We start from the raw sequence: 23236 nt of genomic DNA, 5'->3' as shown, positions 1-23236 counted from the left end.
ACTTTCCTGATGAGAGGAGTGTTAGATGAAACGAAACGTACAGGGTTTTTCATTGATTGAACTGGTGATCGTCATTGTCATTTTGGGACTATTGGCGGCAACTGCCATCCCCAGGTTTCTCAATGTGACCGACGATGCGGAAAACGCCAGCCTTGAAGGCGTAACCGGAGGCCTTGCTACCGCGGTAGCTTTTGTGCGTTCGCAATGGGAAGTGGATGGTCGTAATAACAGTAATGTCACATTGGACGGTACTACGGTGGCGCTGGATACGCGTTTTGGTTACCCCACCGGTTTAACGAATACCTCGGCGACCGGCATGACCACCACCAGTTGCCAGGAAGTTTTTAACACCGTACTGCAGAGTGCTCCTAAGAATGTGCTTGTGAATCAGGACGCCAAAGCGCAGCGCTACGTGGTGCAGGTTATCAGTGGTTCAGGTGGCAGCGCTACCGCCATCAATGGCACGGTAGTGGATAATCTGGACTTGTGTGTGTTTTATCAAGTGTCGTCACTGGCGCTTGATCAAGCGACAGGGGTTCCCAGTCCGACTCCGGATTTGAACACCTCTGGTGCCAAAGGCATTACCTATAATCCGGGTACCGGTCAGGTATTGAGTTTTACCAACTAACATTTATTACAAACGCTTAAGGGATGTTTTTATATGAGAAAACAACAAGGTTTTACACTGATCGAACTGGTAGTGGTGATCATCATTCTGGGCATTTTAGCGGTAGTAGCTGCGCCTAAGTTTTTGAATTTGCAGTCAGATGCTCGTTTTTCTGCATTGCAAGGTATGGTTGCATCTATCAATGGTGCAAACTCATTAGTTTACTCAAAAGCTGCGTTACAGGGACTAGAGAAAGATAAAGCAACAGCCGCAAACATCGATCTTAATGGTGATGGCACAGCTGATGTGCAAGGTATCTTCGGTTATATGGCTGCAACAAAAAGTGACTTGGAAGCAGGCCTTGATTTGACATTTGACGCTGGTGATGCAGGTAAAGCAACCGCTACTGGTGCCAACGGAGACTGGGTAATTAAAGAAGGAACAGGAAGCGTCGAAATTTGGCAGGCTGGCGCCCCATCTGCGTGCAAGCTGACATACGCAGATACTACCGCGACATCCGCTCCTGCTAAACCTACAATTACTTTGCCAGCTAAAACCGATTGTTAATCGTTCTTTTTAGTGTGGAGGTTATCTTGGTATGTGCTGTAAATCTAAGTGCATGATTACAGCTACAACATCAGGCTTCACACTAGTTGAGCTGATAGTCACCATCCTGCTGCTGGCAATTCTGTCGGTGGTAGTGTTACCAAAGTTTATCGGCGCTGGTTCATTCAGCGCCTACGCTTTGCGGCAGCAAGTTATCAGTGAGTTACGGCGGGTGCAGATGCTTGCTGTGAACAATCCCGATCGTTGTTATCGGCTATTGGTTAATGACACCGGTTATCGGGTCGATCATCTGCAAAGCGATTGTAATACCCTGATTTTTAGTGAACCCACAGATGAAGACCCTCCTGATGATGATCCGCACCCAGATAATACCCGATGGTTTCGTGGTTCTTCACATCTCGAATTTCAACATAATGTCAATTTTGCCATCCAGTTTGATAGCGATGGTCGTAGTATCTTTTTTCCCGGAAGTCTGAGCTGTAACGGCGCCTGCTTGCAGGTGATTGCTGATGAAACACTGGGGATTGCCATTGAGTCTGAGGGCTATATCCATGAGGGCTGAGCGGCAAGGTTTCACCTTGATTGAGCTAGTGATCGGCATGTTGGTGTTGAGCATAGCCATTGTGCTGCTGACTAGCGTGCTATTTCCCCAGAGTGACCGCGCCGCGGCAACACTACAACGGGTGCGGGCCAGCGAACTGGCAGGTTCAGTGCTGAATGAAATCTGGGGTAAAGCCTATGATGAAAACAGTGGTTTTGGTGGTGTGCCTGCGTGTGGTAGCAAAGATGGGGTGAACTGTTCTACTGTTTTCGGACCTGATGGCGAAAATCGTAATGACTATGATGATGTTGATGACTATAACGGCCTCAACGAAAGTTCAGAAATGCTCAACAGTAACCAGCATTACGCAGATCTCTACCCAGGATTTTCCTTGCGGGTCACTGTGACACCTGGTTCGGATGCCAATACCAAATTGATTACGGTAATCGTCGGGACGCCAGCGGGTGAGGTTATCCAGTTTAATGCCGTCAGGAGTAACTACTGATGCGTCGGCAACTAGGGTTTACGCTGGTGGAACTGGTCACGGTGATTATTATTCTTGGCATCTTAGTGGTGGGTGTCAGTAGTTTTATTATCTTTGGCACTCGGATTTTTATGGACTCCAGTGCGGCAGATCGCATTATTGGCAGCAGCCGTTTTGTCATGAGCCGGCTCACCCGTGAATTACAAAATGCTGTGCCGGGGAGCGTCCGCTTGGCCGATAGTGGCAATCTGCAATGTGTGGAGTTTCTGCCTGTCAGTGTTTCCGGTAGTTATCTGTCATTGCCCATGGCACCGGATTCGATGGCGGATCGCATGCAGGTTTTCACGCCGCAGACTGCGCTGCAAAGTGGCATGCAATTGCTGGTGTATCCGCTGTCAACCGCCGATGTTTATACGGTTGCCAACCATAAACGTTTTAATATCAAGAACGCTTCCACGACAGGTGCTACCACTGAAATCGTGTTTGATAGTTCAGTTGCCTTTGCTGAAGCGTCTCCTGGCCGTCGCTGGTATGCCGCTTGGCAACCTGTGAGTTATTGTTTCTTTGCCAGTGGTCAGATCCGCCGTTACGGCAATTATGGTTATCAGGCGTCACAGCCTTTGCCGCCAGCCGTGACCGGCGTGTTGATGGCGGAAGATCTCAGTAATGATTTTGTCGCGGAGTTACCGCTAGCGTTGACACCTCCGAGCCTGACCAATAATGCCATTGTGCAGTTACGCCCTAGATTCAGTATTCTAGGCGAATCATTTACTTATCAGCACCAGGTGCAGGTGTTTAATGTGCCCTAGTCTGTACTCCATCCCGCAACGTCGACAACAGGGCAGTGCCTTGGTGATTGCCATTTTTGTCATTGTAATCATGTCGATACTGGCGTTGGCTTTGACCCGAATCGGCAACAATGCCGATGACGATGTGAATCTGGAAGTGTGGAGTTTGCGAGCATTTGCGGCGGCCAATAGTGGTGCTGATGCCGCCTTGGCCGAGTTGTTTCCGGTAGGTGGAAGTGCGGCAACTTGCGCTGCAGTTTCCAGCAGTTGGCCAGTGCCAAATGTTGTCGGCTTTCACGGTTGTAGTGTGTCACTCAGTTGCCGCAGTCAGAGTGTTGCCGGGATTACCCAGTATATAGTGCACAGTGACGCCGTATGTGAAACCGATGCCTGTACTGATGTCACTGCCGATAAATCCCGATGCTTACGCGTTAGCCGCAGCGTGGAGGTAGAAGCCCGTGAATAGAGTACTGAGTTGCTTACTATTATGGGGATGGTTAAACACCTCTGCACTGGCTTTTGATGCTATTGATACCGATGTTTATTTCCCGGCAGTAGCTCAGGGGGTGTGGGATGATCAGTCGTGTCGTTCGGCCCCTTATCCGCAGTTTGCCCAATATAACAATAGTAAGATTAGCGGCAGCGGTGGGGCGGCGTTAGCTTTTTGTTCAGCTAATGTGGGTTCTGGTATGCCCAGCGATGGTTGTGATACTGCCACGGGGACTCGTCATTACTGTAGTACTGATGGTAGTGCGGTTGAGCGTTTACCGCTGAATGGAAATAATGCTTTTAAATATAGTAACCAAAGTGGTGGTTCTATAGGTTATTGCCGTGATGGTGATGCAATAACGTTAGGCAGTGATGGCAATGCACAATACGGTAACATCAGTCTTTATAGCCGCTGTAATTTAGATTTTTCTGCGCAACAAAACGAATATCGTCTCAATAGTCTGTCTATTGGTGGTGGTGCCACTGTCACTTTCAGCAGTGGCGACTACTGGATTGATTCGTTGCAGATCAATAACAATGGAAATATTGTCATCAAAGGCGATGCTCGCTTGTTTGTTAATGGTGGGCAGCTTAATAGCGGCGTAGTCAATGCGGCGGCTGACGGTTTTGTTCTGTTAGTGAGTTATGGCGATTTTCAGTTGACTGGCGATAGCTTGTTCAATGGTTATCTGTATACCAATGGAGAGTTACGGCTGCATAGTAATTCTACCGTTAATGGGCGAGTCACAACCGGATCGTTGTTCATGAGTTCTTCGTCAAAGATTAATGATCAAGATTATCGGCCCAGTCCGCCGTTAAACTGTTTTTCCGATAATTTCTCTGGTAATGCATTAAGTGACGATTGGGTTGCCGCTCGCAGTAGCGGCAATTTCACTCCCTCGATTGTGAATGGCCGATTGCGCTTAACACAAAGTGTTACCAACCAAGCAACTTCAGCCACCTACCAGCGGCTATTTCCTGGCGATGACAATTTGGTCACCATTGAATTTAATCACTATGCCTACGGTGGTAGTGGTGCCGATGGGATGGCGGTGGTGGTGTCTGATGCGCGAGTGACACCACAACCCGGTGCTTTCGGTGGGCCGCTGGGCTATGGCTTTAAACCGGGAATTCCCGGTTTTGCGGGCGGTTGGCTCGGGATTGGTCTGGATGAATACGGCAATTACTCGGCCGAAGGCGGTTCAACCAATGTGGGGTCGCGGCGGCAGTCGGTGGTGATCCGCGGTTCCGGTAGTGGCACCTCTGGTTATCGCTATCTGCGCGGTACTTGTAACAATGGCGCCTATAACACGGGTACTAACTGCCTGTCTCCTGCCATCGATGGCAACAATAATGGCAATTATCGCTATCGTATTACTATCGACTCCCGAGTTGCTGGCGGGTCCGTGGTTAAAGTTGAGCGCAATACCGGCAGTGGTTACAGCACGTTGATTGATTCGTTTAACGTCAATTCACAGTCAGGACAAAGTGCGGCTCCGGATAATTTTTTGCTGTCTTTGACCGGCTCTACCGGTAGTGTCACCAATATTCATGAGATGGATAACTTACAGATCTGTGCACTGAAATCCTCACCAGTTGACACGCTTATCGATCATTTTGAGTTTGATTATTCAGGCACGCCGCTGACCTGTAACCCACAAACGTTAACGCTCAAAGCCTGTATGAATGCGGACTGTAGCACGCTGTATACCGGCGCGGTGAGCGCTACCTTGACCCCGACCGATACCAGTGTGGGCGGCTGGATTGGGGATAATGTGGTGAGTTTCAGTGGCGGCAGTACCTCGGTTGACCTAGCGCATACCCAAGTGGGTAATGTCACGGTTGGGGTGCAGGGATCAGATCCATTGACCAAAGCCTTTAGTCAGACGTTATGCCGTAATGGCAGTGGTGCCGTGAGCAGTGCGGCGTGTACGCTCAATTTTGCCGACAGCGGTTTTATGCTGTCGATACCTGACAAGTTAGCTGGAAAGCCAGTAAGTAGTATTTTACTTAAGGCTGTAAAAAGTGATGGTAGTGCTCAATGTGTGCCTGCGTTTGCCAATGTGACCCGGCAGGTGGGTTTCTGGAGTCAGTACATTTCCGAGGTTATTGCAGACCCTTATAACGTACAGCTAAGAGCTTCGGGACAAACCAGTTGGACGAATATCGGTAATGGCGAAAACCAGGCCAAGTCCTTGGCGTTGGCGTTTGACAGTCACGGACAAGCCAGCATTGATGTGAATTATGCGGACGCTGGTAAAGTCGAACTTGATGCCCGTTACACCGGCGCTATTAGCAGTAATGACCAAGGGCTGGTGATGAATGGCGCTGGCAGTTTTGTCAGCTTCCCGGTGGGTCTGTGCGTTGCCCCCCAAGATGAAATTAAGTGCAGTGCTAACAGTTATGCAGGCTGTAGCGCGTACAAAAAGGCCGGTGAGTCTTTCAATTTACGGGTGAAGGCCAAAGCCTGGAGCGCTGACAATGATCCAGACATCTGCGATAACCCAGATACGCCCTCCTTTGCTATGAATGGTGTCACCATGGCGCACGAGCTGTTGGCCCCGATAAATGGTAATCCCGGAGAATTAGGAACCAAGCAGTTCCGCCAGCAAATAGGCACAGACGGCACATTGGTGGATCAGAGCGTCAGTGAAGTGGGGATTTTTGGTTTTACTGCCTCCACCGACTTACCCTATGAAGGGAGTTCAGCATTTAAGATCCCGGCGGGTAATAAGGCCCGAGTCGGCCGATTTTATCCGGCCGCGTTTGCGGTGGAAAGCGCTACCCTTACCGAGGGTTGTGGTAGCTTTACCTATATGGATCAACCTATCAATGTCACAAAACTGGTGATGAATGCCGTCAACACCTCCTCGCAGTTAACAACTAATTACCGCGATGAGTTCGCCAAGGGTATCCCCTCTTGGCAAGCGGAAAATAATGGTACGGATTTATCGGCCAGAATGAGTGCATTTAGTGGCAGTTGGAATCAAGGGCAGATCACCATCAATAATGGCACGTTCAGTTTTCAGCGATTGGCGCCGACAAACGTTGATGGACCATTTCCGGGACTGGCAGTCGGCGTGGTGGCTGTAGATCCAGATGTGATACCCATGATGCGAAATAGCGAGCAGATAATGCCAACTTTAGCTGCGGTCAAACTAGGTACCCTCAACATGCGTCATGGCCGCATAGTGTTAGCCAATACCTATGGGCCGGAAAACCAGCAATTGTTAATGCCGGGGCAGGCGCAGTATTGGAACGGCAGTAGTTGGCAGTTGAATAGCGACGACAGTTGTAGTCTGGTAACTCCCGCACTACAGACTCAGGTAACTGACGCCGCGCTTGGTTATGTTTTTGATCCGGCCTTGGCGAACGGCCAGAGTATCCAGCGTGAAGGCGACGGCAAACTCAACAATGGCGAATTGCAATTGCCGTGGAACGCTAATGGTGGTTATCAAGGCAAAGTCACGGCACCGCTAGCGGTGGACGACTGGCTCAAGTGGTATTGGGGCTGGAACGGCAATAACAGTGAGTTGCTAGATCCCCGAGCCAGCGTCTACTTTGGTCGTTATCGGGGCAATGACCGTATTATCAACTGGCGTGAAGTGCGCTGACTAACAAATGATAAACGACTTGACGGCTGCAGAAACTCAGCGCGTAATCTGCGTCATTTTACAGTACTCAATGCTGTGATCCGGTGTCAGTGTCGACCCAGCTAAAAAAAATCCAATAATTAGCAAATGTTGCTCTAGCAAGGCTTGTGGTATGGGGGTGGCATTGATAAAGTTAGCTGATTTTTAATTCTTCTCTTCTGATTCCACAGAATACAGGCAAGTTACATGTTCAAAAAGCTGCGTGGCGTTTTTTCTAATGATCTTTCGATCGATTTGGGTACAGCCAACACACTTATCTATGTTCGTAATGAAGGTATAGTGTTGAATGAGCCCTCAGTGGTCGCCATCCGCGCCGAGCGTAACAGCTCCGGACAGAAATCCGTTGCGGCCGTGGGGATGGAAGCAAAGCAGATGCTTGGCAGAACGCCGGGAAATATCCAGGCTATTCGGCCGATGAAAGACGGTGTGATTGCCGACTTTTATGTGACTGAAAAAATGCTGCAGCATTTTATCAAGCAGGTACATAACAACAGTTTCTTCAGACCTAGCCCTCGAGTATTGGTCTGCGTACCAGTAGGGGCGACTCAGGTTGAACGCCGCGCCATTAAAGAATCGGCGATGGGGGCTGGCGCTCGCGAAGTCTATCTGATTGAAGAGCCAATGGCGGCGGCAATCGGTGCCGGCTTGCCAGTGTCTGAAGCCACCGGGTCGATGGTGGTGGATATCGGTGGTGGTAATACTGAAGTAGCGATTATTTCGCTGAACGGTGTGGTGTACTCCTCTTCCGTGCGCATCGGTGGCGATAAATTTGATGAAGCGATTATCAATTATGTACGCCGTAACTACGGCAGCTTGATTGGTGAAGCTACCGCTGAACGTATCAAACATACCATAGGTACAGCATACCCTGGCGATGAAGTGCTGGAGATTGAAGTCCGTGGGCGTAATCTGGCCGAAGGGGTTCCAAGAAGCTTTACCCTCAACAGCAATGAAATTCTCGAGGCGTTGCAAGAGCCGCTGTCAGGGATTGTCAGTGCCGTGATGGTCGCGCTGGAACAGTCACCGCCAGAGTTAGCCTCTGATATCTCCGAACGCGGTATGGTGCTCACCGGCGGTGGTGCGTTGCTGCGTGACCTCGATCGGCTGCTGATGCAGGAAACCGGTATTCCGGTGATGTTGGCGGAAGATCCGCTCACCTGTGTGGCCCGCGGAGGCGGAAAAGCACTGGAGATGATCGATATGCACGGCGGTGACCTGTTCTCGGAAGAAACCTGATAGGCAGGTAGTCAAGGCGGTGTAATCACCGCCTTGGTTTTGTGATGAAACCTATCTTCGTTCGTGGTGTATCCAATCAGTTCCGTCTGACACTGGCAGTTATTCTGTCGGTGATCTTGATGCTGGCTAACGATCGGCTGGAGCCGGTACGACAGTCGCTGGCGTCGTTACTCAGTCCCATTCAATACCTTGCCAACGTCCCCGGACAACTGCTCGATTGGAGTTCCGAGGCTGTTGCTACCCGCGATATGCTGCGTAAGCAAAATCAGGCACTGCTACGTCAACAGTTGCTGATGAGTGAACGGTTACAGCGTTATGAACATCTGCGTCAGGAAAATGAACGGCTCAGGGCTTTGCTGGGTTCTCCTGTGCATATGGATTCCCGTAAGATGGTCACCGAAGTGATGGAAGTGGCCTCCGATCCCTTTCATCAGTACGTAGTGATCAATCACGGTGCTCATGATGGTGTGTTTGTTGGCCAACCGGTGGTGGATGCACAGGGGATTGTGGGACAAGTGGTGCAGGTAAGCGAGCTCACCGCCAGAGTGTTGTTATTGTCGGATCCTGAGCAAGGGGTGCCAGTGCGCATTACCCGTAACGATGTCAGGTTGATTGCCAATGGCACGGGTGAAGTGGATGAGATTGAAGTCCGCTATGTGCCTAAAAGCACGGACATCAAAGTGGGCGACTTGCTGGTAACGTCCGGCCTTGGTAACCGCTTCCCAGAAGGTTATCCGGTGGCGCGGGTTATCTCTATCACCAATGATGATGGTCAGAGCTATTTGAAAGTCATGGCGCAACCCATGGCGGCATTGGATCGTATCCGCTACCTATTACTGATTTGGCCGGAACAACAGCCAACGCCCACAACTGACTCTTCGCCTCCCGAGGTCAAGGATGCCACCAATCAGGGAGAAACCCCATGATGCTGCAAAATACTCGTGGCGGTTTGGTGGTGTGGTTCTCCATGCTCCTAGGCTTGTTGTTTCAGCTGATGCCAGTACCGGAAGTGGTCGATGCTTCTCGCCCCGATTGGCTGCTGTTGATCATGATTTACTGGGCGATGGCATTACCCCATCGCTACAATATTCTGACGGCCTGGGTACTAGGCACCGTGCTGGATGTTTTGCTGGGGAGCTATCTAGGGATCCGCTCACTGACCTTCTCGCTAGTTATCTATGTCATTGTGCTTAACTATCAGAAACTGCGCAATTTTTCCATATGGCAACAGGCACTGATTATTGCGTTTCTGCTGTTGTTGTACCATTTGCTTATCTACTGGATGCAGTTTGTGATTTTCCGTAGTGAATTTCAGGTTCAGCAACTGTTGCCCGTACTTTCTGGAACAGTTATCTGGCCGTGGATTTACTGGTTGTTGCGCCGTTTAAGGCGCCGTTACAAGGTTAAATAATGAAACAGTTGTTGTTGGCTTCAGCTTCGCCGCGTCGCCGTGAACTGTTAGCGCAGTTGGGGCTAGGAAGTGTCGGTTTTTCGTTTGAGATATTGGCAACCGATATCGATGAAACACGGCATCATGGAGAAGCGGCCGCGACTTATGTGAATCGTCTAGCGCGTGAAAAAGCAGGCGCAGGGCATAGTCGCTGGCACCGTCCTGAGAGTATTGCACTCGGTGCCGATACCATAGTGGTCGTGGATGACGAGATCCTAGGGAAACCTGTAGATGCGGCTTCTGCCAGCGCCATGTTGCAGCGGCTCAGTGGCCGCAGCCATAAAGTAATGACGGCGGTTGCGGTGACTGACGGTAATCATTGCGAATCAGTGTTGGTGGCGACTGACGTCACTTTTTGCTCTTTGAATGATGCCCAGATAACGGCATATGTTGCCACTGGGGAACCAATGGATAAAGCCGGTGCCTATGGTATACAGGGGCTCGGCGGCAGTTTTATCAGCCGTATCAACGGCAGTTACTCTGCGGTTGTTGGCCTGCCATTAGTGGAAACCAGAATCCTGTTACAAAAGATGCAGCTGTTGTAGCGTTGCGTTGACATAAAATCGCAATTTCTGGCAGATTTCCCCGCCTTCTGTGGATAAAATCATCCTATCGGCATTCATTAAAGGGTCTAACGTGAGACACAGCGGCACAGCCAACCACAGGGTTCCTGGAAAACTGGGATCGGAACTGCTGATCAATGTGACACCGACAGAAGCCAGAGTGGCGCTGGTGGAACACGGCGTCTTACAGGAAGTCAACATTGAACGTCGCATGAAGCGTGGTTTAGTGGGCAATATCTACAAGGGAAAAATCAGCCGGGTACTGCCGGGAATGCAGGCGGCGTTTGTCGATATAGGCCTAGATAAAGCGGCTTTCTTGCACGCCTCGGACATTTTTCCCCATACCGAATGTGTGGCTGACGCCGAAAAAGGCAATTTTGTGGTACGTAATATTGCCGAACTGGTGCGTCAGGGGCAGGATATTATCGTCCAGGTGGTGAAAGATCCGCTGGGTACCAAGGGCGCTCGCTTAACTACCGATATTACCTTACCTTCCCGCTATTTAGTGTTTATGCCGGGTTCCAGCCACGTTGGAGTTTCTCAACGGATTGAATCTGAGGAAGAACGGGCGCGACTGAAAGAAATCACTTTACCATTCGTGGATGATGACGGTGGCTTTATCATTCGTACTGCCGCCGAAGGTGTCGGCGCTGAAGAATTGGCGCAGGACGCAGCGTTTTTACGGCGGGTGTGGGCTAAAGTCAGCGAGCGTCGCAAGCGTCAGGGCGCGACCTTGTTATACCAAGATTTAGCGCTGCCGGTGCGAGTAGTGCGGGATTTTGTTGGTGTGGAATTAGACTCTATCCAAGTCGATTCACAAAGTACCTACGAAGAGTTGCTACAATTTGCTCAAGAATTTATGCCCGATGTCGCGGCCAAGATTGAGCATTACACTGGGCCGGCTGCCATTTTTGATCTGTATGATGTGGAAAATGAGATCCAACGGGCGCTGGAGCGCAAAGTTGAGCTTAAGTCCGGTGGATATCTGATCATTGACCAAACGGAAGCCATGACCACGGTGGATATCAATACCGGAGGCTTTGTCGGTCACCGTAATCTGGAAGAAACCATCTTCAACACCAATCTTGAAGCCACTCAAGCTATTGCCCGCCAACTGCGGCTGCGTAACCTTGGCGGTATTATCATTATTGATTTTATCGACATGCTGAAAGAAGAGCACAAGCAACGGGTACTCAGCAGTTTGACAGCCGCGCTGAGTGCTGACCGAGTGAAAACCAATATTTCCGGGTTTTCCGGTCTTGGACTGGTAGAGATGACCCGCAAACGTACCCGCGAGAGTCTGGAGCACGTGCTGTGTGGCGAATGTCCCGCCTGCCGTGGTACGGGAACCATGAAGACGGTGGAAACGGTCTCTTATGAAATTTTCCGGGAAATTATCCGCCTCAACCGCACTTATCAGGCCGATGAATTCTTGATTTACTGTGCGCCCGCTGTCTATGAAGTGTTAGCGGCAGATGAAGCGCATTCAGTCGCCGAACTGGAAGTCTATATCGGCAAACGGGTGCGCATTCAGTGCGAGCCTATGTATGTGCAGAGCAAATACGACGTGGTGATGGTGTAGTGAATTTTCGCGTTAGCCCCTCTAAAATTGGCCGCTTCTGTTGGCAATTGCTGGCGGTATCACTGCTGCTGTTTGCTTTGTTGGTGAGTCTGATCCGCGGCTTGTTACCGCAGTTGGATCTGGTGCGTCAGGAACTGACCAGTTACATCGAACAGCACTATGGGGTGCGGGTCGAAGTGGGGCAACTCTCGGCACACTGGCAGGCCTATGGGCCATCGTTGACGGTGGAGCGATTGGTGCTGCCCAAGCAGGAACACTTGCCGGTGACACTGGTTGTGCAGAATGTGCAGGTAAAACTGGATTTCTGGGAAACCCTGCTGACCGCCAAACCTCAAGTGGAGAACGTCATTTTTAATGGGGTGCAACTGGCGCTGGATCTGGATCAGTTAAATCCCCCCGATACCGCGGCAACTGGTCATCAAGGCTCCGGCAGTAATATCGACTGGTTGTATGCACTGTTGCTGGAACAGTTGGAACGCTTTTCTGTTGGCGATGCCACGATACAGTTGCTGTCGCGCGATATTCATTATCGCCCGATCCATATCGGCAATCTGCGTTGGTTAAATCATGGCGAGATACATCAGGGCAGTGGGGCGTTATATCTTGATGACTCGCAGCAGGCACAACAGCATCTTACCCTGCGTATTGATCTCAGCGGCGATGGGTATAAACCCGATAGCATTAGTGGTCAGGCTTATGTGCAGGCACAATCTCTGGATATTGGGCGTTGGGCTTCTGAACAGAATAAAGCGCAACCGAGTTTGGCCGACATTCCGTTAGAGGGTGTGCTCAACTTAGAGGGCTGGGTGGAATTTGCCCAGCGTTCCTTGCGTTCCGGATTGATCCGTTTTAGTCCCTCTTGGTTCCAATGGTCACTGGATAAACAGTCACAACGTTTTGCCATTGATGGCGGCAGTATTAGTTGGCAACCGCAGCCAGATGGCTGGCAGTTGCAGAGCCAGGATATGCAGTTGCAGTCAAACGGTCAGCCGTGGCAACCGTTACAAGTTCAGTTACGTAAACAACAGCAGCAACTATTCGGTAGTATGAGCAGCATTAAGTTGCAGCAATTGACCCCGCTATTACCGATACTTCCTGGCATTGAGCGTGAACAGTTGCAGCAATTGCTACTAATGCAGCCGCAGGGCGAGTTCGGACCTTTGCAAATTTATCGTGGCGCCGATAAAGACTGGCAAGCGGCGTTGCCGGTGCACGGACTGGCGTGGCATGCGGCAGGGGAATTGCCGGGGATGACGCCCGTCGATTTGCGTCTGGGGTGGCGCGCTGGCTATTTGAGCGCCGCTTTACCCGCCCAGCATTACCAGGTGGATATCCCGAAAGAATTTAAGGCACCATTAGCATTGGATATATCGGCGTTTTCGATAGGCTTTGACAGCAACACTATGCAGCTGTTTGTGTCAGAACTGCAAGCGAGTAACGACGATTTACAGTTTGATACCGCATTGCGGCTGGATTTACACGATGAACCAAGCATGGCGCTGGCGGCTTCAGTACAGTTGCATGATGCCAATAACGCCGGGCGTTATTTCCCGCGTCGGCAAATGGGTGAAGATCTGAGCCAGTATCTGGAACAGGCACTGAAGACTGGCCACAGTGAAAATGCGGCTGTGGTGTGGCGAGGGGCGCTCAATGAGTTTCCTTTTGCAGAACATAGCGGTGTATTCCAGGCTGGCTTCACTATGGATGAAGCGCAGTTTGCATTTCAGCCAGACTGGCCCATGGTCAAAGGGCTCAAGCTCGACGGGTTATTTGACAATGCGCGGATGGAACTCAAACTGCTGACCGGAAAACTGCTGAACGTGGATATCAGTGGTGCCAACGTGATCATTCCCAGTCTTGAATCGCACAGTCACCTGTTGGTCGATGCTAGCATTGCCGCCAAGGGCTGGGATATTGCTGCGGTGATGCAGCAGTCTCCCCTTAAAGACAGTGTTGGCACGACTCTGGATACCGTAAAAATCCAGGATACAGTGGAAGGCAAGTTACAACTGGATATTCCGTTATATGCGGGGGTCGAACCGGATATTCAGGGAACGGTCATTTTCCGCGATACCCCTGTGTATATCCGTAAGCCAGGGATAAAACTCAACAAAGTTAATGGCACTGTCAGTTTTCATAACGAGGTGGTGACGGCGCAAGGGGTCAATGCCTTACTGTATGGGCAGCCCACTAACATCGACTTCACCACCGGCGATCAGAACGATAAATTTGCGGTCAATGTGCATGCTAAAGGTAACTGGCAATTATCGCGTCTGCCGCCAGAATTAGAAAATCCGCTGACACCTTTCTATCAGGGGAGCAGCAGTTGGAATGGTGCCCTGCAACTGATTTTTGATGATAGCGGCTACACGCTACAGGCCAATGTGGATGCCGATTTGACCAATACCGCGCTGTCATTACCTGCACCGTTTGCTAAAGCTAAAGGAGCGCCGTTGACGTTGCAGGCAGAACTGCTAGGTGATGATCAGCAAGCCTCTTTAGGGATTAAGGCGGGTGACAAGGCAGAGTTTTGGGGCGGCTTTACGGCAGACTCCGATGATCGTCTGAAGCATTACGATTTGCTGTTAGGTCGGTTATTCCGTAGCGGTGATCAATTAGTGAAAGACGGTGGTCAACTGCGGCTGGATTTAGACCATGCCGATTTTGACCAGTGGTTGCCGGTGATTACCGCTTTTACCAATGCCGCGCCAGCCAAACCTGCGACAACTGTGCCGCAGACGCCACCATCCACGGCTGAGTTGCAGCGTGACCCGCAAAGCGCTGTTCAAAACACTGTCGATGGCAGTTTTTTCCCGGCACTCAAAGGCATTCAGGCCAACATCAACGACCTCAGCCTATTGGGGCAAAGATTCACCCAATTGCAGATGACTGCTCATCCAACCGGGCAGTCGTGGCAGTTTGAAGGGTTGTCGCCAGAATTTTCTGGCAGCGTGGAGATCTTCCCTGATTGGTATCGGCAAGGACTGAAACTCAAAGCGTCTCGTTTGTATCTGAACCCACTAAAACCGATTGGCAGTGCGGCCGATATTGCCGAGAAGACCGCGACACAACAACCGGATGACTTGCCGCCACTGGCGGTGGATGTGGATGATTTCCGTTTCCAGAACATTGCGTTGGGTCACTTGGTGTTGCAGAGTGCTCCAGCGCTGCGTGGTTATCATATTCAGACCTTATCGGTGTCTGCCCCGCAAGGCAAACTGGAAGGGCAGGGTGACTGGTTGTCTACTGATGGCGCTAATCAAACTAAGGTGAGTTTCAACATAGACTCACCCGATTTTGAACAATTGGCGCAGTTGTTTGATAGCAATCCAGGGGTTAAGGAATCACCGCTAAAACTTAACGCGACACTTGATTGGCGCGGCGGCCCGACAGCATTCAATCTGCCGACGTTAAACGGCGATGTGCACTTTGAGTTAGGTAAAGGTCACATGGAGCAGATCAGTGATAAAGGTGCACGCATTTTCTCGCTGTTCAGCCTTGATTCACTGCTGCGTAAATTGTCGCTGGATTTTTCAGATGTATTTGGTAAAGGGTTGTATTTTAATAGTTTTGGTGGCGATTTACACATCGATGACGGCATGGTCAAAACCACCAACACCGAAATGGATGCCATCGCCGGCAACATGAAAGTCCGCGGTTATACTGACCTTAATACCGAAAGCCTCAACTACGACATCCGTTTTGCGCCCAAGCTGGCATCCAGTGTGCCGACCGTGGTTTTGCTCAGTACCAGCGCCTGGACGATGGGCATAGGCGCCTTTGCGTTAACCAAGGTGCTGGAGCCAGTCATTGAGGTTATTTCAGAAATTCGCTTCCGCCTCACTGGCACCATGTCAGAACCTAAACTGGAAGAGTTGGAGCGAAAGAGCAAAGAGATTGAAATTCCTAAAAGTGCTTTGCCAGCGTCTGAACAGCCTGCTGGCAATGGTGCCGCCGGTGCTGCCGCGACAGAACCACGGGTGCCGACAACGACGATTCCTCCCGCCACTACTGTCGTGCCCCCTGCTGCCGATGCATCTGTTACTGCGCCGCCTGTAATGTCGCCGGCAGATGCCGCGACTAAAGCGCAACCGGAGAAGGCTGAGAAACAAAACGGCGCAAATCCCACAGCACCTAAATTATCCGAACCGACCCCAAAGCCCACAGAGGAACCCGCCGATGCAGGTAAATCTTCTTCAGTGTCAGAGCAGCCACAAGCCAGCAGAGAATTTAGCGTTTATCAGCGCGCAGCTTGAGCAGTTGCCGCGTATTCCTGGCGAATTGCAATTGGTAGTGCTGCCTGAGTGCGCCTTATTGTTCGGTGGTCATGAAGGTGAACAGTTGGCTTATGCTGGCAACGGTGATGACACGCCATTGCAGCAGCAATTATCTGCGTTAGCAGTACAACATCAGGTGTATCTGGCGGCAGGTACCATTCCGGTAGCCAGTGGCGATGGAAGGGTTTATAGCCGTACTTACCTGTTTGACGATAAAGGACGAGTGTTAGGTAACTATGACAAACTGCATCTGTTTGACGTCGATGTCAGTGATAATACCCGTCATTACCGCGAAAGCGATACTTTCTGCCCCGGCAATCACCTCAGCGTAGTTGACACGCCATTTGGTCGTATCGGGCTGTCGGTATGCTACGATCTGCGTTTCCCTGATCTTTACCGGGCATTGCGCCAGGCGGGCGCGCAGATCATACTGGTGCCTGCTGCTTTCACCCAAGTGACCGGCGTGGCTCATTGGGAAGTATTGTTGCGGGCGCGAGCGATTGAAACCCAGTGTTACGTCCTGGCCGCCGCGCAATGGGGCTGCCATAACCAAGGCGGTCGCGAAACCTGGGGCCAAAGCATGATAGTCGACCCTTGGGGGCAGATTATGGCACAGTTACCAGAAGGCACAGGTTGGTTGCAGGCACGACTGGATTTGGACGAACTGCACAAGATCCGCAGTCACATGCCGGTGGCACAACACAATCGATTTTCGCTGCCGGTATTGTTGCCGCCAGCCAAGCATTAACCAGTTATACGGGCCCGAGGCCCATTGAGAGAGCATACATGTCATTGTTAACCCAAGTGGGACAAAGTTTGCTGCAGCAGGGCCTGACATTGGAAGACCTGCACCGCTATCTTGAGCGTATTCACCGACATCAGGTCGATTTTGCGGATCTTTATTTTCAAGGCAGCCGCCATGAATCTTGGGTACTGGAAGATGGCATCATCAAAGAGGGTAGTTTCCACATCGAACGTGGTGTGGGCGTGCGGGCGATTACTGGTGAAAAAACCGGGTTTGCCTATGCTGACGATATCACTCCCGCAGCACTGAATGCCTCAGTGGAGGCGGCTCGCGGCATTGCGCAAAGTGGCGGCAAAGGCAAGGTACACGCCTGGAAGCGGCGCGGTGTGAAGCCGTTGTACCAGAGCGAAGACCCGATTGCGGCGATGACAGAGGCGCCCAAGATTCAGCTACTGAAGCAGGCAGATGCCTATGTGCGTAGCCTAGATCCACGAATTATCCAGGTGGTGATCAGTCTGTCCGGGGTTTACGAAGAGATCTTGGTTGCCGCCAGCGATGGCACCTTGGCTGCAGATATTCGGCCATTGGTGCGCTTTAACTGCTCGGTGATCCTGGAAGAAAATGGTCGACGTGAACGCGGTGGCTCTGGTGGTGGTGGCCGTCATGATTACAATGCGTTAATGCTTAGTGGCGATGACGGTTTGCCCGTGTGTTTTGCATTCGCGCGCGAAGCGGTACGCCAGGCGCAGGTTAATCTTAATGCCGTGGATGCTCCAGCGGGTGAAATGCCAGTGGTGCTTGGCCCAGGCTGGCCGGGAGTATTACTGCATGAAGCCGTGGGCCACGGCCTAGAAGGCGATTTTAACCGTAAAGGTAGCAGCGCTTTTAGTGGCCGCATCGGCCAACAGGTGGCATCACCGTTAGTCACGGTAGTAGATGATGGCACCATTGCCAATCGTCGCGGCTCACTCACGATTGATGATGAAGGCACACCAACTCATCGTACTGTATTGATTGAAAAAGGTATTTTGAAAGGTTACATGCAGGACAAACTGAATGCTCGGCTGATGGGACAGCAACCGACCGGTAATGGTCGTCGTGAGTCTTATGCGAATTTGCCGATGCCGCGTATGACCAACACCTACATGTTGGCTGGCGAGTCAGATCCAACAGCAATCATCCGCTCAGTAGATAAGGGCATTTACGCGCCCAATTTTGGCGGCGGTCAGGTCGATATCACGTCAGGTAAGTTTGTGTTTTCAGCTTCAGAGGCTTACCTCATCGAAAAAGGCGAAATCACTCAAGCCATCAAAGGCGCCACACTTATCGGCAATGGCCCAGAAGCCATGGGACAGATCTCCATGGTGGGCAATGATCTGTCATTGGACAAGGGCGTTGGTGTCTGTGGCAAAGATGGACAGAGTGTGCCTGTGGGGGTTGGTCAGCCAACGTTGAAGTTGGATCGGCTCACGGTAGGTGGCACCGCTTAATCGGTGTGTTGTTAGTTGGTAGCAAGGTAAAAGCGTAAATGTTATCATTCGACAAGGAATTAGAGTTTTTACTCTAGAGGTGTGAATGAAAAGACTGCGATTCATGTGGTTGTTGCTGTGGCCATTAGCGCTGCCTTCGGTTTTTGCTGAAGATTTCAGCTTTGACAGTGCATGGCAGCGACTGCTTAATGTCAGCGATAAACTGGCGGCTGATAATCAGCAACTGCATCGGGCTGAGGCTGAACGAGACGCCGCCAAAGATTTATATCTACCTTCACTTAGCATCAACGGTAGCTACACCCGCATGGAACAGCCGTTGGAGCTGGATCTGCGTAAGCTTAATCCCCTAGCATCGCTGGATGTGACAACATTACCGGCACAATACGCGGCGCTTCTCGGCTCTATCCCCGGTTCCATGTTTGTTACGCCATTTACTGAACAGGATATTTTCAGTGCCAGTTTGCAGGCGATGTGGCCCATCTATACCGGTGGGCAGATCACCGCGGCGCAGGGGATCCAAAAAGCTAAAGTCGCTGAAGAACAGCAACAGCAGGAATTGAGTCGGCGTGAGCTGTTTACCACGCTGGTAGACCGGTATTACGCCGTGAGTGTGACCGCGGCACTGGTGCAAACCCAGCAGCAGTTGGTGGATTCTCTACAGCAGCACTATCACCATGCATTGCAACTGGAACAGCAAGGCCAGATTGCCAAAGTGGAGCGCCTGAATGCCCGGGTCGCGCTGGATGATGCCGAGGTTACCCTTGGCAGCGCCAAACGTCAGTATGAGATGGCACATATTGCCCTGTCGCGGTTACTGCATGACGCTGATGCTAGTATCAGCTCGCCAATGTTCGTGTTGTCGAATCCGCTTTCCCTACCACAACTGACAGAGCTGACACTGAAACAACATCCAGCGCTGAAGTTGCTCAATGCCAAAGAGCAGCAAGCCAAAGGACTTATCGATTTGGAAAACGGTAAGTATCAGCCCACAGTGTACCTCTATGGCAATTACACCCTTTATGAAGATGACTCGTTATTGTCGCAGATGACACCAGACTGGATGGTTGGCGTTGGCGTGAAAGTCCCGCTGATCACCCGTGATGGTCGTAGCGGTAAGGTGCAGGCGGCTAAAAGTGCCCTCCTGCAGGCGCGTTATACCAAAGCACAAACCACGCAGGACTTGAGTTTGCTAGTCGATCAGAGTTATCGGCAGATGCTACAGGCACAGGAAGAGATAGGCGCCCTCGAAAGCTCCAAAGCCTTGGCGGAAGAAAATCTCAAGCTGCGAGAACTGGCTTTCAGTCAAGGATTATCCACCTCGCTGGAACGGGTAGATGCTGAAATCAAACTCAGCGCCGTGAAAACCAAGGCGCTGGCAGCGCATTATCGTTATCTGCAGGCCTACGCCCGTTTGATGGCGGTCAGTGGACAACTGGATGAATTTATTGGACACAGTAAGCAGCAGGAGACAGGTCATGCGGGTTAATCCATTACTGGCAACAGTGACACTGGCGGCAGTGGCAGCCGCGCTGATTTATGGACTGATCCTCGCCTACAGCCCCAAACCGCACCTGTTGCAAGGGCAGGTGGAAGCGCGTGAATACAATGTGTCCTCTAAGGTCGCCGGTCGAGTGGAGCAGGTATTGGTGCGTAAAGGGGATGAAGTGGCCGCTGGTGATCTGCTGTTTGCTATCGACAGCCCTGAACTCAACGCCAAACTGACGCAGGCCAGCGGCGCTTTGGATGCTGCCAAAGCGATGCAGCAGGAAGCGGATAACGGTGCCCGTAAGCAACAGATTGCAGCGGCGAAAGAACAGTGGCTTAAAGCCAAGGCCGCCAGTGAGTTGGCGAAAACTACTTACGATCGCGTCGAAAATCTGTTCAGTGGTGGGGTGTTGGCAAGACAAAAACGCGACGAAGCTTTTACGCAATGGCAAGCCGCTAAATATACCGAGCAAGCTGCCAAAGCCATGTACGATATGGCGGCAGAAGGTGCGCGAGATGAACAAAAAGCGGCCGCAGCAGGAAATGCCAAACGGGCAGCCGGGGCGGTGCAGGAAGTCAACGCGGTGCTGGCCGACAGTCAGATGAAGGCGCCTAAGTCTGGTGAAATTACCGATGTATTGCTGCAAGCTGGTGAACTGGCGCCGACCGGTTTTCCAGTGGTAACGCTGGTAGATATGAGTGACAGTTGGGCGGTGTTCCAAGTACGCGAGGATCAGTTAGCACAGTTCCATAAAGGTGATAAAAAACGCTTGCGCATCCCGGCGCTGGGTAAAGATTATGAATACCAAGTGAGTTATATCAGCGTCATGGGGGATTTTGCCACCTGGCGTGCCACCGAAAGTGGTCACGATTTTGATATGCGCACCTTTGAGGTTGAACTGCGACCCACTCAGCCGATCCCTGATCTGCGCGTCGGCATGTCAGTGTTGTTGGCCGGAGATAAATAATGTGGCAGTTGCTGCGACGGGAATTTCACGCCCTGCAGCGCGATGGCTGGCAGTTGGCCCTGATAAGCTATGTACCGCTGCTGGGTTTTCTATTTCTCTGGTGGTTGTTTTCTGCGGCCTTGCCACGGCAACTGCCCATCGCCATTGTGGATGAAGACCATTCCAGCGTTAGTCGCGAATTGGGTCGCTACCTTGATGCCAATTCGGTAGCCGAGCCGATAGCCTATACCGACATCCAGCAGGCGGTTGCCGCCATGCGCAGCGGTGAAGTGTTTGCCGTGGTGCGGCTACCATATGCGTTGAAACGCGATTTGTTGACCGGACACAAGCCCACCATCGACTTACGTTATAACGGCCAGTTTTTGCTGGTGGGTAAGCTGTTATCCAGCCAGTTGCAGTTAACGCTGGCGGATGGTCTGAAGCAGATTTCCAGAGTGAAACAACTCGCGGCGGGGGTTAATCCGGCGCAGGTTGAAGTACGACTGACGCCAGTGGCAGCCCAAAGTACCGCGCTGTTTAACCGTAATATGAATTATGTGGGTTTTCTGGTGCCACCGATGCTGATAGCTCTGTGGCAGTTGGTTGCCATGCTTAGTTACGCGAATAGCCTTAATCGCGAGCTGCGAGAACAATCGTTGGCGGACTGTTATCGGTTGGGACTGTCGCGGGTGTTGCTGGCGAAATTTCTATTCTATACCCCACTGATGTTGCTGCATGGCGTGTTGCTATTGGTGATGATGTACGGCTATATCGGTTTGCCGATTGCTGGAAGTCTGCTGTGGTTAATACCGGCGCAACTGATAATGCTGATTGCGGTTTGGTTGTGGGTGCAGGCGATGTTTTTTGTGATAGCTGATAGTGCCCGTGTCATCAGTATGTGTACCGGGCTATTTGCGCCAGCCTTTGCGTTTATGGGCGTTACCTTCCCAACGTCAAATATGCCGCTACTAGCTCAGTGGTGGCGAGCGCTAATTCCTTCTAGCCATTACATCGAAACCCATATTGCCATTGTCAACCATGGCTTGGGATTGACGACCGTGTTGCAGCAAAGTACTAGCTATCTTGGCTTTTTATTGTTATTGCTGCCTGCTTGGTATTTTGCGTGGCGTTATGGTCGGGCGTTGCAGCCTGAACGCCAAGCCTCGGGAGCGCTGCTATGAGTTGCTGGCGCTGGATATGGCTGGATTTGCTGTCGGTGGTTAAAGACCGAGCGATTGCCTTGACCTTGTTTGGTGGCATCAGTTTCTATGCAATTTTGTATCCGTCCCCTTATCTGAATAATGTACCTACCTCTCAGGCGCTGGTGGTGGTGGACTTGGATCATTCTTCGCTATCGCGGCAGATGATCCGCTATGCCGATGCGAATCCGGGGATCAGTGTAACAGGTTACGCTGCTACTATGGATGAAGCACGTCAGTGGCTGGTGGACGGTCGTGCCAGCAGCATGTTGGTGATCCCAGAAGATTTTCGACATAAGTTGCTGCGTGGCAAGCAAGTTACCCTAGGCTATGGCGGCGATGCCAGTTACTTCCTGATCTATTCGGCGGTGGTACAGGGGCTGACGCAGGCAGGTTTGGATATTGGTCATAACATCCAGTTACGCGGTATGTTGGCGCAAGGGATGAACCCTACCAAAGCCGAGCAAAGCTTGGATGCAATATCGCTGAATGCGGTGCCGGTATTTAACCAGGGACTTGGTTATCCGGCTTATGTTATCCCTGGACTGTTTTTGTTGATTTTGCATCAGACGCTGCTGATTGGTACTGGCATATTGGGGGCTGGACAGTGGCAGCGGTCAGGTTACTGGCACCAGCTAAGTCCGCTCGGCATAGTGTTATGTCGTATTGGCACTTTCACGTTGCTGTATTGCTTTTTCAGTGCCTTTTATATCGGCTGGTGTTACTACTTGTATGGTGTCGGTTTGCTTGCCTCACTCGGTCAAGTGTTGCTGCTGATGCTGCCATTTCTGTTGGCGACGGCCTGTTGTGGCGTAGCATTCAGTACGTTGTTTCATCGCCGCGATCTGCCAACGCAGGTATTGCTGTTATCTTCCATGCCGATCTTGTTTGTCAGTGGTTTTGTCTGGCCATTGACACTTATTCCGCAACCGTTGGTGTGGTTATCACAACTGGTGCCGGCGGTGCCTGGCATTATGGGCATGCTGCAGCTCAATCAGATGGGCGCAGATTGGAGCCAGGTACAACCCCGATGGCTACAGTTATGGGGCTTACTGCTATTTTATCTGCCTTTGGCATGGTGGGGCGTGAAACGCCGTTTGCAGCAATTACCTATCTGATGTCTGTTTACCCAA

General features: G+C 51.3%; 19 protein-coding genes. All 19 read left to right on the top strand.

Features of this window, described 5'->3' with window-relative positions; translation table 11 throughout:
* The first annotated feature begins 25 nt into the window (after window positions 1–25).
* The 19 genes from IE064_RS04620 to IE064_RS04530 all read left to right on the top strand — a co-directional run bounded on the left by IE064_RS04620 (window position 26) and on the right by IE064_RS04530 (window position 23221).
* The gene (locus IE064_RS04620) at window positions 26–628 is read left to right on the top strand and encodes a pilus assembly FimT family protein (protein ID WP_189616835.1); all 603 of its coding nucleotides are present in this window, start codon (window positions 26–28) and stop codon (window positions 626–628) included.
* A gap of 33 nt (window positions 629–661) precedes the next feature.
* Window positions 662–1174, top strand: coding sequence for a type II secretion system protein (locus tag IE064_RS04615; protein WP_189616834.1), 513 nt, complete (start codon window positions 662–664; stop codon window positions 1172–1174).
* Between the two features lie 52 nt (window positions 1175–1226).
* Window positions 1227–1736, top strand: coding sequence for a type II secretion system protein (locus IE064_RS04610; RefSeq protein WP_189616833.1), 510 nt, complete (start codon window positions 1227–1229; stop codon window positions 1734–1736).
* Window positions 1684–2220: a type IV pilus modification PilV family protein gene (locus IE064_RS04605; RefSeq protein ID WP_189616832.1), complete on the top strand. Its 537-nt coding sequence runs from the start codon at window positions 1684–1686 to the stop codon at window positions 2218–2220. Before IE064_RS04610 ends, IE064_RS04605 begins: the two co-directional genes overlap by 53 nt.
* A complete protein-coding gene (locus tag IE064_RS04600; RefSeq protein ID WP_189616831.1) occupies window positions 2220–3008 on the top strand; it encodes a PilW family protein in 789 nt (262 codons plus the stop codon). The genes IE064_RS04605 and IE064_RS04600 overlap by 1 nt, the downstream gene beginning before the upstream one ends.
* Complete coding sequence (locus IE064_RS04595) at window positions 2998–3453, top strand: MSHA biogenesis protein MshP (RefSeq protein WP_189616830.1); 456 nt, start codon at window positions 2998–3000, stop codon at window positions 3451–3453. Before IE064_RS04600 ends, IE064_RS04595 begins: the two co-directional genes overlap by 11 nt.
* Entirely contained in the window at window positions 3446–7090 is a 3645-nt protein-coding gene (locus IE064_RS04590) for a DUF6701 domain-containing protein (protein ID WP_189616829.1), read from the top strand. The genes IE064_RS04595 and IE064_RS04590 overlap by 8 nt, the downstream gene beginning before the upstream one ends.
* 225 nt (window positions 7091–7315) lie before the next feature.
* Window positions 7316–8365, top strand: coding sequence for a rod shape-determining protein (locus tag IE064_RS04585; protein WP_189616828.1), 1050 nt, complete (start codon window positions 7316–7318; stop codon window positions 8363–8365).
* A gap of 44 nt (window positions 8366–8409) precedes the next feature.
* The gene (gene mreC / locus IE064_RS04580; protein ID WP_189616827.1) at window positions 8410–9291 is read left to right on the top strand and encodes a rod shape-determining protein MreC; all 882 of its coding nucleotides are present in this window, start codon (window positions 8410–8412) and stop codon (window positions 9289–9291) included.
* The gene (gene mreD / locus IE064_RS04575) at window positions 9288–9776 is read left to right on the top strand and encodes a rod shape-determining protein MreD (RefSeq protein ID WP_189616826.1); all 489 of its coding nucleotides are present in this window, start codon (window positions 9288–9290) and stop codon (window positions 9774–9776) included. Before mreC ends, mreD begins: the two co-directional genes overlap by 4 nt.
* Window positions 9776–10360 carry a Maf family protein gene (locus IE064_RS04570; RefSeq protein WP_189616825.1) on the top strand — a complete coding sequence of 195 codons (585 nt, stop codon included), beginning with the start codon at window positions 9776–9778 and terminating at the stop codon, window positions 10358–10360. Before mreD ends, IE064_RS04570 begins: the two co-directional genes overlap by 1 nt.
* A gap of 133 nt (window positions 10361–10493) precedes the next feature.
* Window positions 10494–11960 carry a ribonuclease G gene (rng, locus tag IE064_RS04565; protein ID WP_189616899.1) on the top strand — a complete coding sequence of 489 codons (1467 nt, stop codon included), beginning with the start codon at window positions 10494–10496 and terminating at the stop codon, window positions 11958–11960.
* Window positions 11912–16216, top strand: a complete 4305-nt coding sequence (locus tag IE064_RS04560; protein WP_229799855.1) for a YhdP family protein — start codon at window positions 11912–11914, stop codon at window positions 16214–16216. Before rng ends, IE064_RS04560 begins: the two co-directional genes overlap by 49 nt.
* Window positions 16140–16985, top strand: coding sequence for a carbon-nitrogen hydrolase family protein (locus IE064_RS04555; protein ID WP_189616824.1), 846 nt, complete (start codon window positions 16140–16142; stop codon window positions 16983–16985). The genes IE064_RS04560 and IE064_RS04555 overlap by 77 nt, the downstream gene beginning before the upstream one ends.
* Window positions 16986–17023: 38 nt before the next feature.
* Entirely contained in the window at window positions 17024–18472 is a 1449-nt protein-coding gene (gene tldD / locus IE064_RS04550; RefSeq protein ID WP_189616823.1) for a metalloprotease TldD, read from the top strand.
* A gap of 85 nt (window positions 18473–18557) precedes the next feature.
* Entirely contained in the window at window positions 18558–19958 is a 1401-nt protein-coding gene (locus IE064_RS04545) for a TolC family protein (RefSeq protein WP_189616821.1), read from the top strand.
* Window positions 19948–20925 carry an HlyD family secretion protein gene (locus tag IE064_RS04540; RefSeq protein WP_189616819.1) on the top strand — a complete coding sequence of 326 codons (978 nt, stop codon included), beginning with the start codon at window positions 19948–19950 and terminating at the stop codon, window positions 20923–20925. Before IE064_RS04545 ends, IE064_RS04540 begins: the two co-directional genes overlap by 11 nt.
* Window positions 20925–22085, top strand: a complete 1161-nt coding sequence (locus IE064_RS04535; protein WP_189616817.1) for an ABC transporter permease — start codon at window positions 20925–20927, stop codon at window positions 22083–22085. Before IE064_RS04540 ends, IE064_RS04535 begins: the two co-directional genes overlap by 1 nt.
* On the top strand, window positions 22082–23221 hold the full coding sequence (locus tag IE064_RS04530; protein ID WP_189616815.1) for an ABC transporter permease: 1140 nt from the start codon (window positions 22082–22084) through the stop codon (window positions 23219–23221). Before IE064_RS04535 ends, IE064_RS04530 begins: the two co-directional genes overlap by 4 nt.
* The last annotated feature ends 15 nt before the right edge of the window (window positions 23222–23236 follow it).

It is taken from the genome of Shewanella fodinae, assembly GCF_014651955.1.
Classification (GTDB): Bacteria; Pseudomonadota; Gammaproteobacteria; order Enterobacterales; family Shewanellaceae; genus Shewanella; species Shewanella fodinae.
Note: the sequence above shows the minus strand (reverse complement) of the source record. Positions and strands in the feature narration are given on the sequence as shown.

Coding starts and splice junctions, on each gene's coding strand:
- IE064_RS04620 (WP_189616835.1), top strand. CDS start 26: ATGAAACGAAACGTACAGGGTTTTTCATTGATTGAACTGGTGATCGTC.
- IE064_RS04615 (WP_189616834.1), top strand. CDS start 662: ATGAGAAAACAACAAGGTTTTACACTGATCGAACTGGTAGTGGTGATC.
- IE064_RS04610 (WP_189616833.1), top strand. CDS start 1,227: ATGATTACAGCTACAACATCAGGCTTCACACTAGTTGAGCTGATAGTC.
- IE064_RS04605 (WP_189616832.1), top strand. CDS start 1,684: ATGAAACACTGGGGATTGCCATTGAGTCTGAGGGCTATATCCATGAGG.
- IE064_RS04600 (WP_189616831.1), top strand. CDS start 2,220: ATGCGTCGGCAACTAGGGTTTACGCTGGTGGAACTGGTCACGGTGATT.
- IE064_RS04595 (WP_189616830.1), top strand. CDS start 2,998: ATGTGCCCTAGTCTGTACTCCATCCCGCAACGTCGACAACAGGGCAGT.
- IE064_RS04585 (WP_189616828.1), top strand. CDS start 7,316: ATGTTCAAAAAGCTGCGTGGCGTTTTTTCTAATGATCTTTCGATCGAT.
- mreC (WP_189616827.1), top strand. CDS start 8,410: ATGAAACCTATCTTCGTTCGTGGTGTATCCAATCAGTTCCGTCTGACA.
- mreD (WP_189616826.1), top strand. CDS start 9,288: ATGATGCTGCAAAATACTCGTGGCGGTTTGGTGGTGTGGTTCTCCATG.
- IE064_RS04570 (WP_189616825.1), top strand. CDS start 9,776: ATGAAACAGTTGTTGTTGGCTTCAGCTTCGCCGCGTCGCCGTGAACTG.
- IE064_RS04555 (WP_189616824.1), top strand. CDS start 16,140: ATGCAGGTAAATCTTCTTCAGTGTCAGAGCAGCCACAAGCCAGCAGAG.
- tldD (WP_189616823.1), top strand. CDS start 17,024: ATGTCATTGTTAACCCAAGTGGGACAAAGTTTGCTGCAGCAGGGCCTG.
- IE064_RS04545 (WP_189616821.1), top strand. CDS start 18,558: ATGAAAAGACTGCGATTCATGTGGTTGTTGCTGTGGCCATTAGCGCTG.
- IE064_RS04540 (WP_189616819.1), top strand. CDS start 19,948: ATGCGGGTTAATCCATTACTGGCAACAGTGACACTGGCGGCAGTGGCA.
- IE064_RS04535 (WP_189616817.1), top strand. CDS start 20,925: ATGTGGCAGTTGCTGCGACGGGAATTTCACGCCCTGCAGCGCGATGGC.
- IE064_RS04530 (WP_189616815.1), top strand. CDS start 22,082: ATGAGTTGCTGGCGCTGGATATGGCTGGATTTGCTGTCGGTGGTTAAA.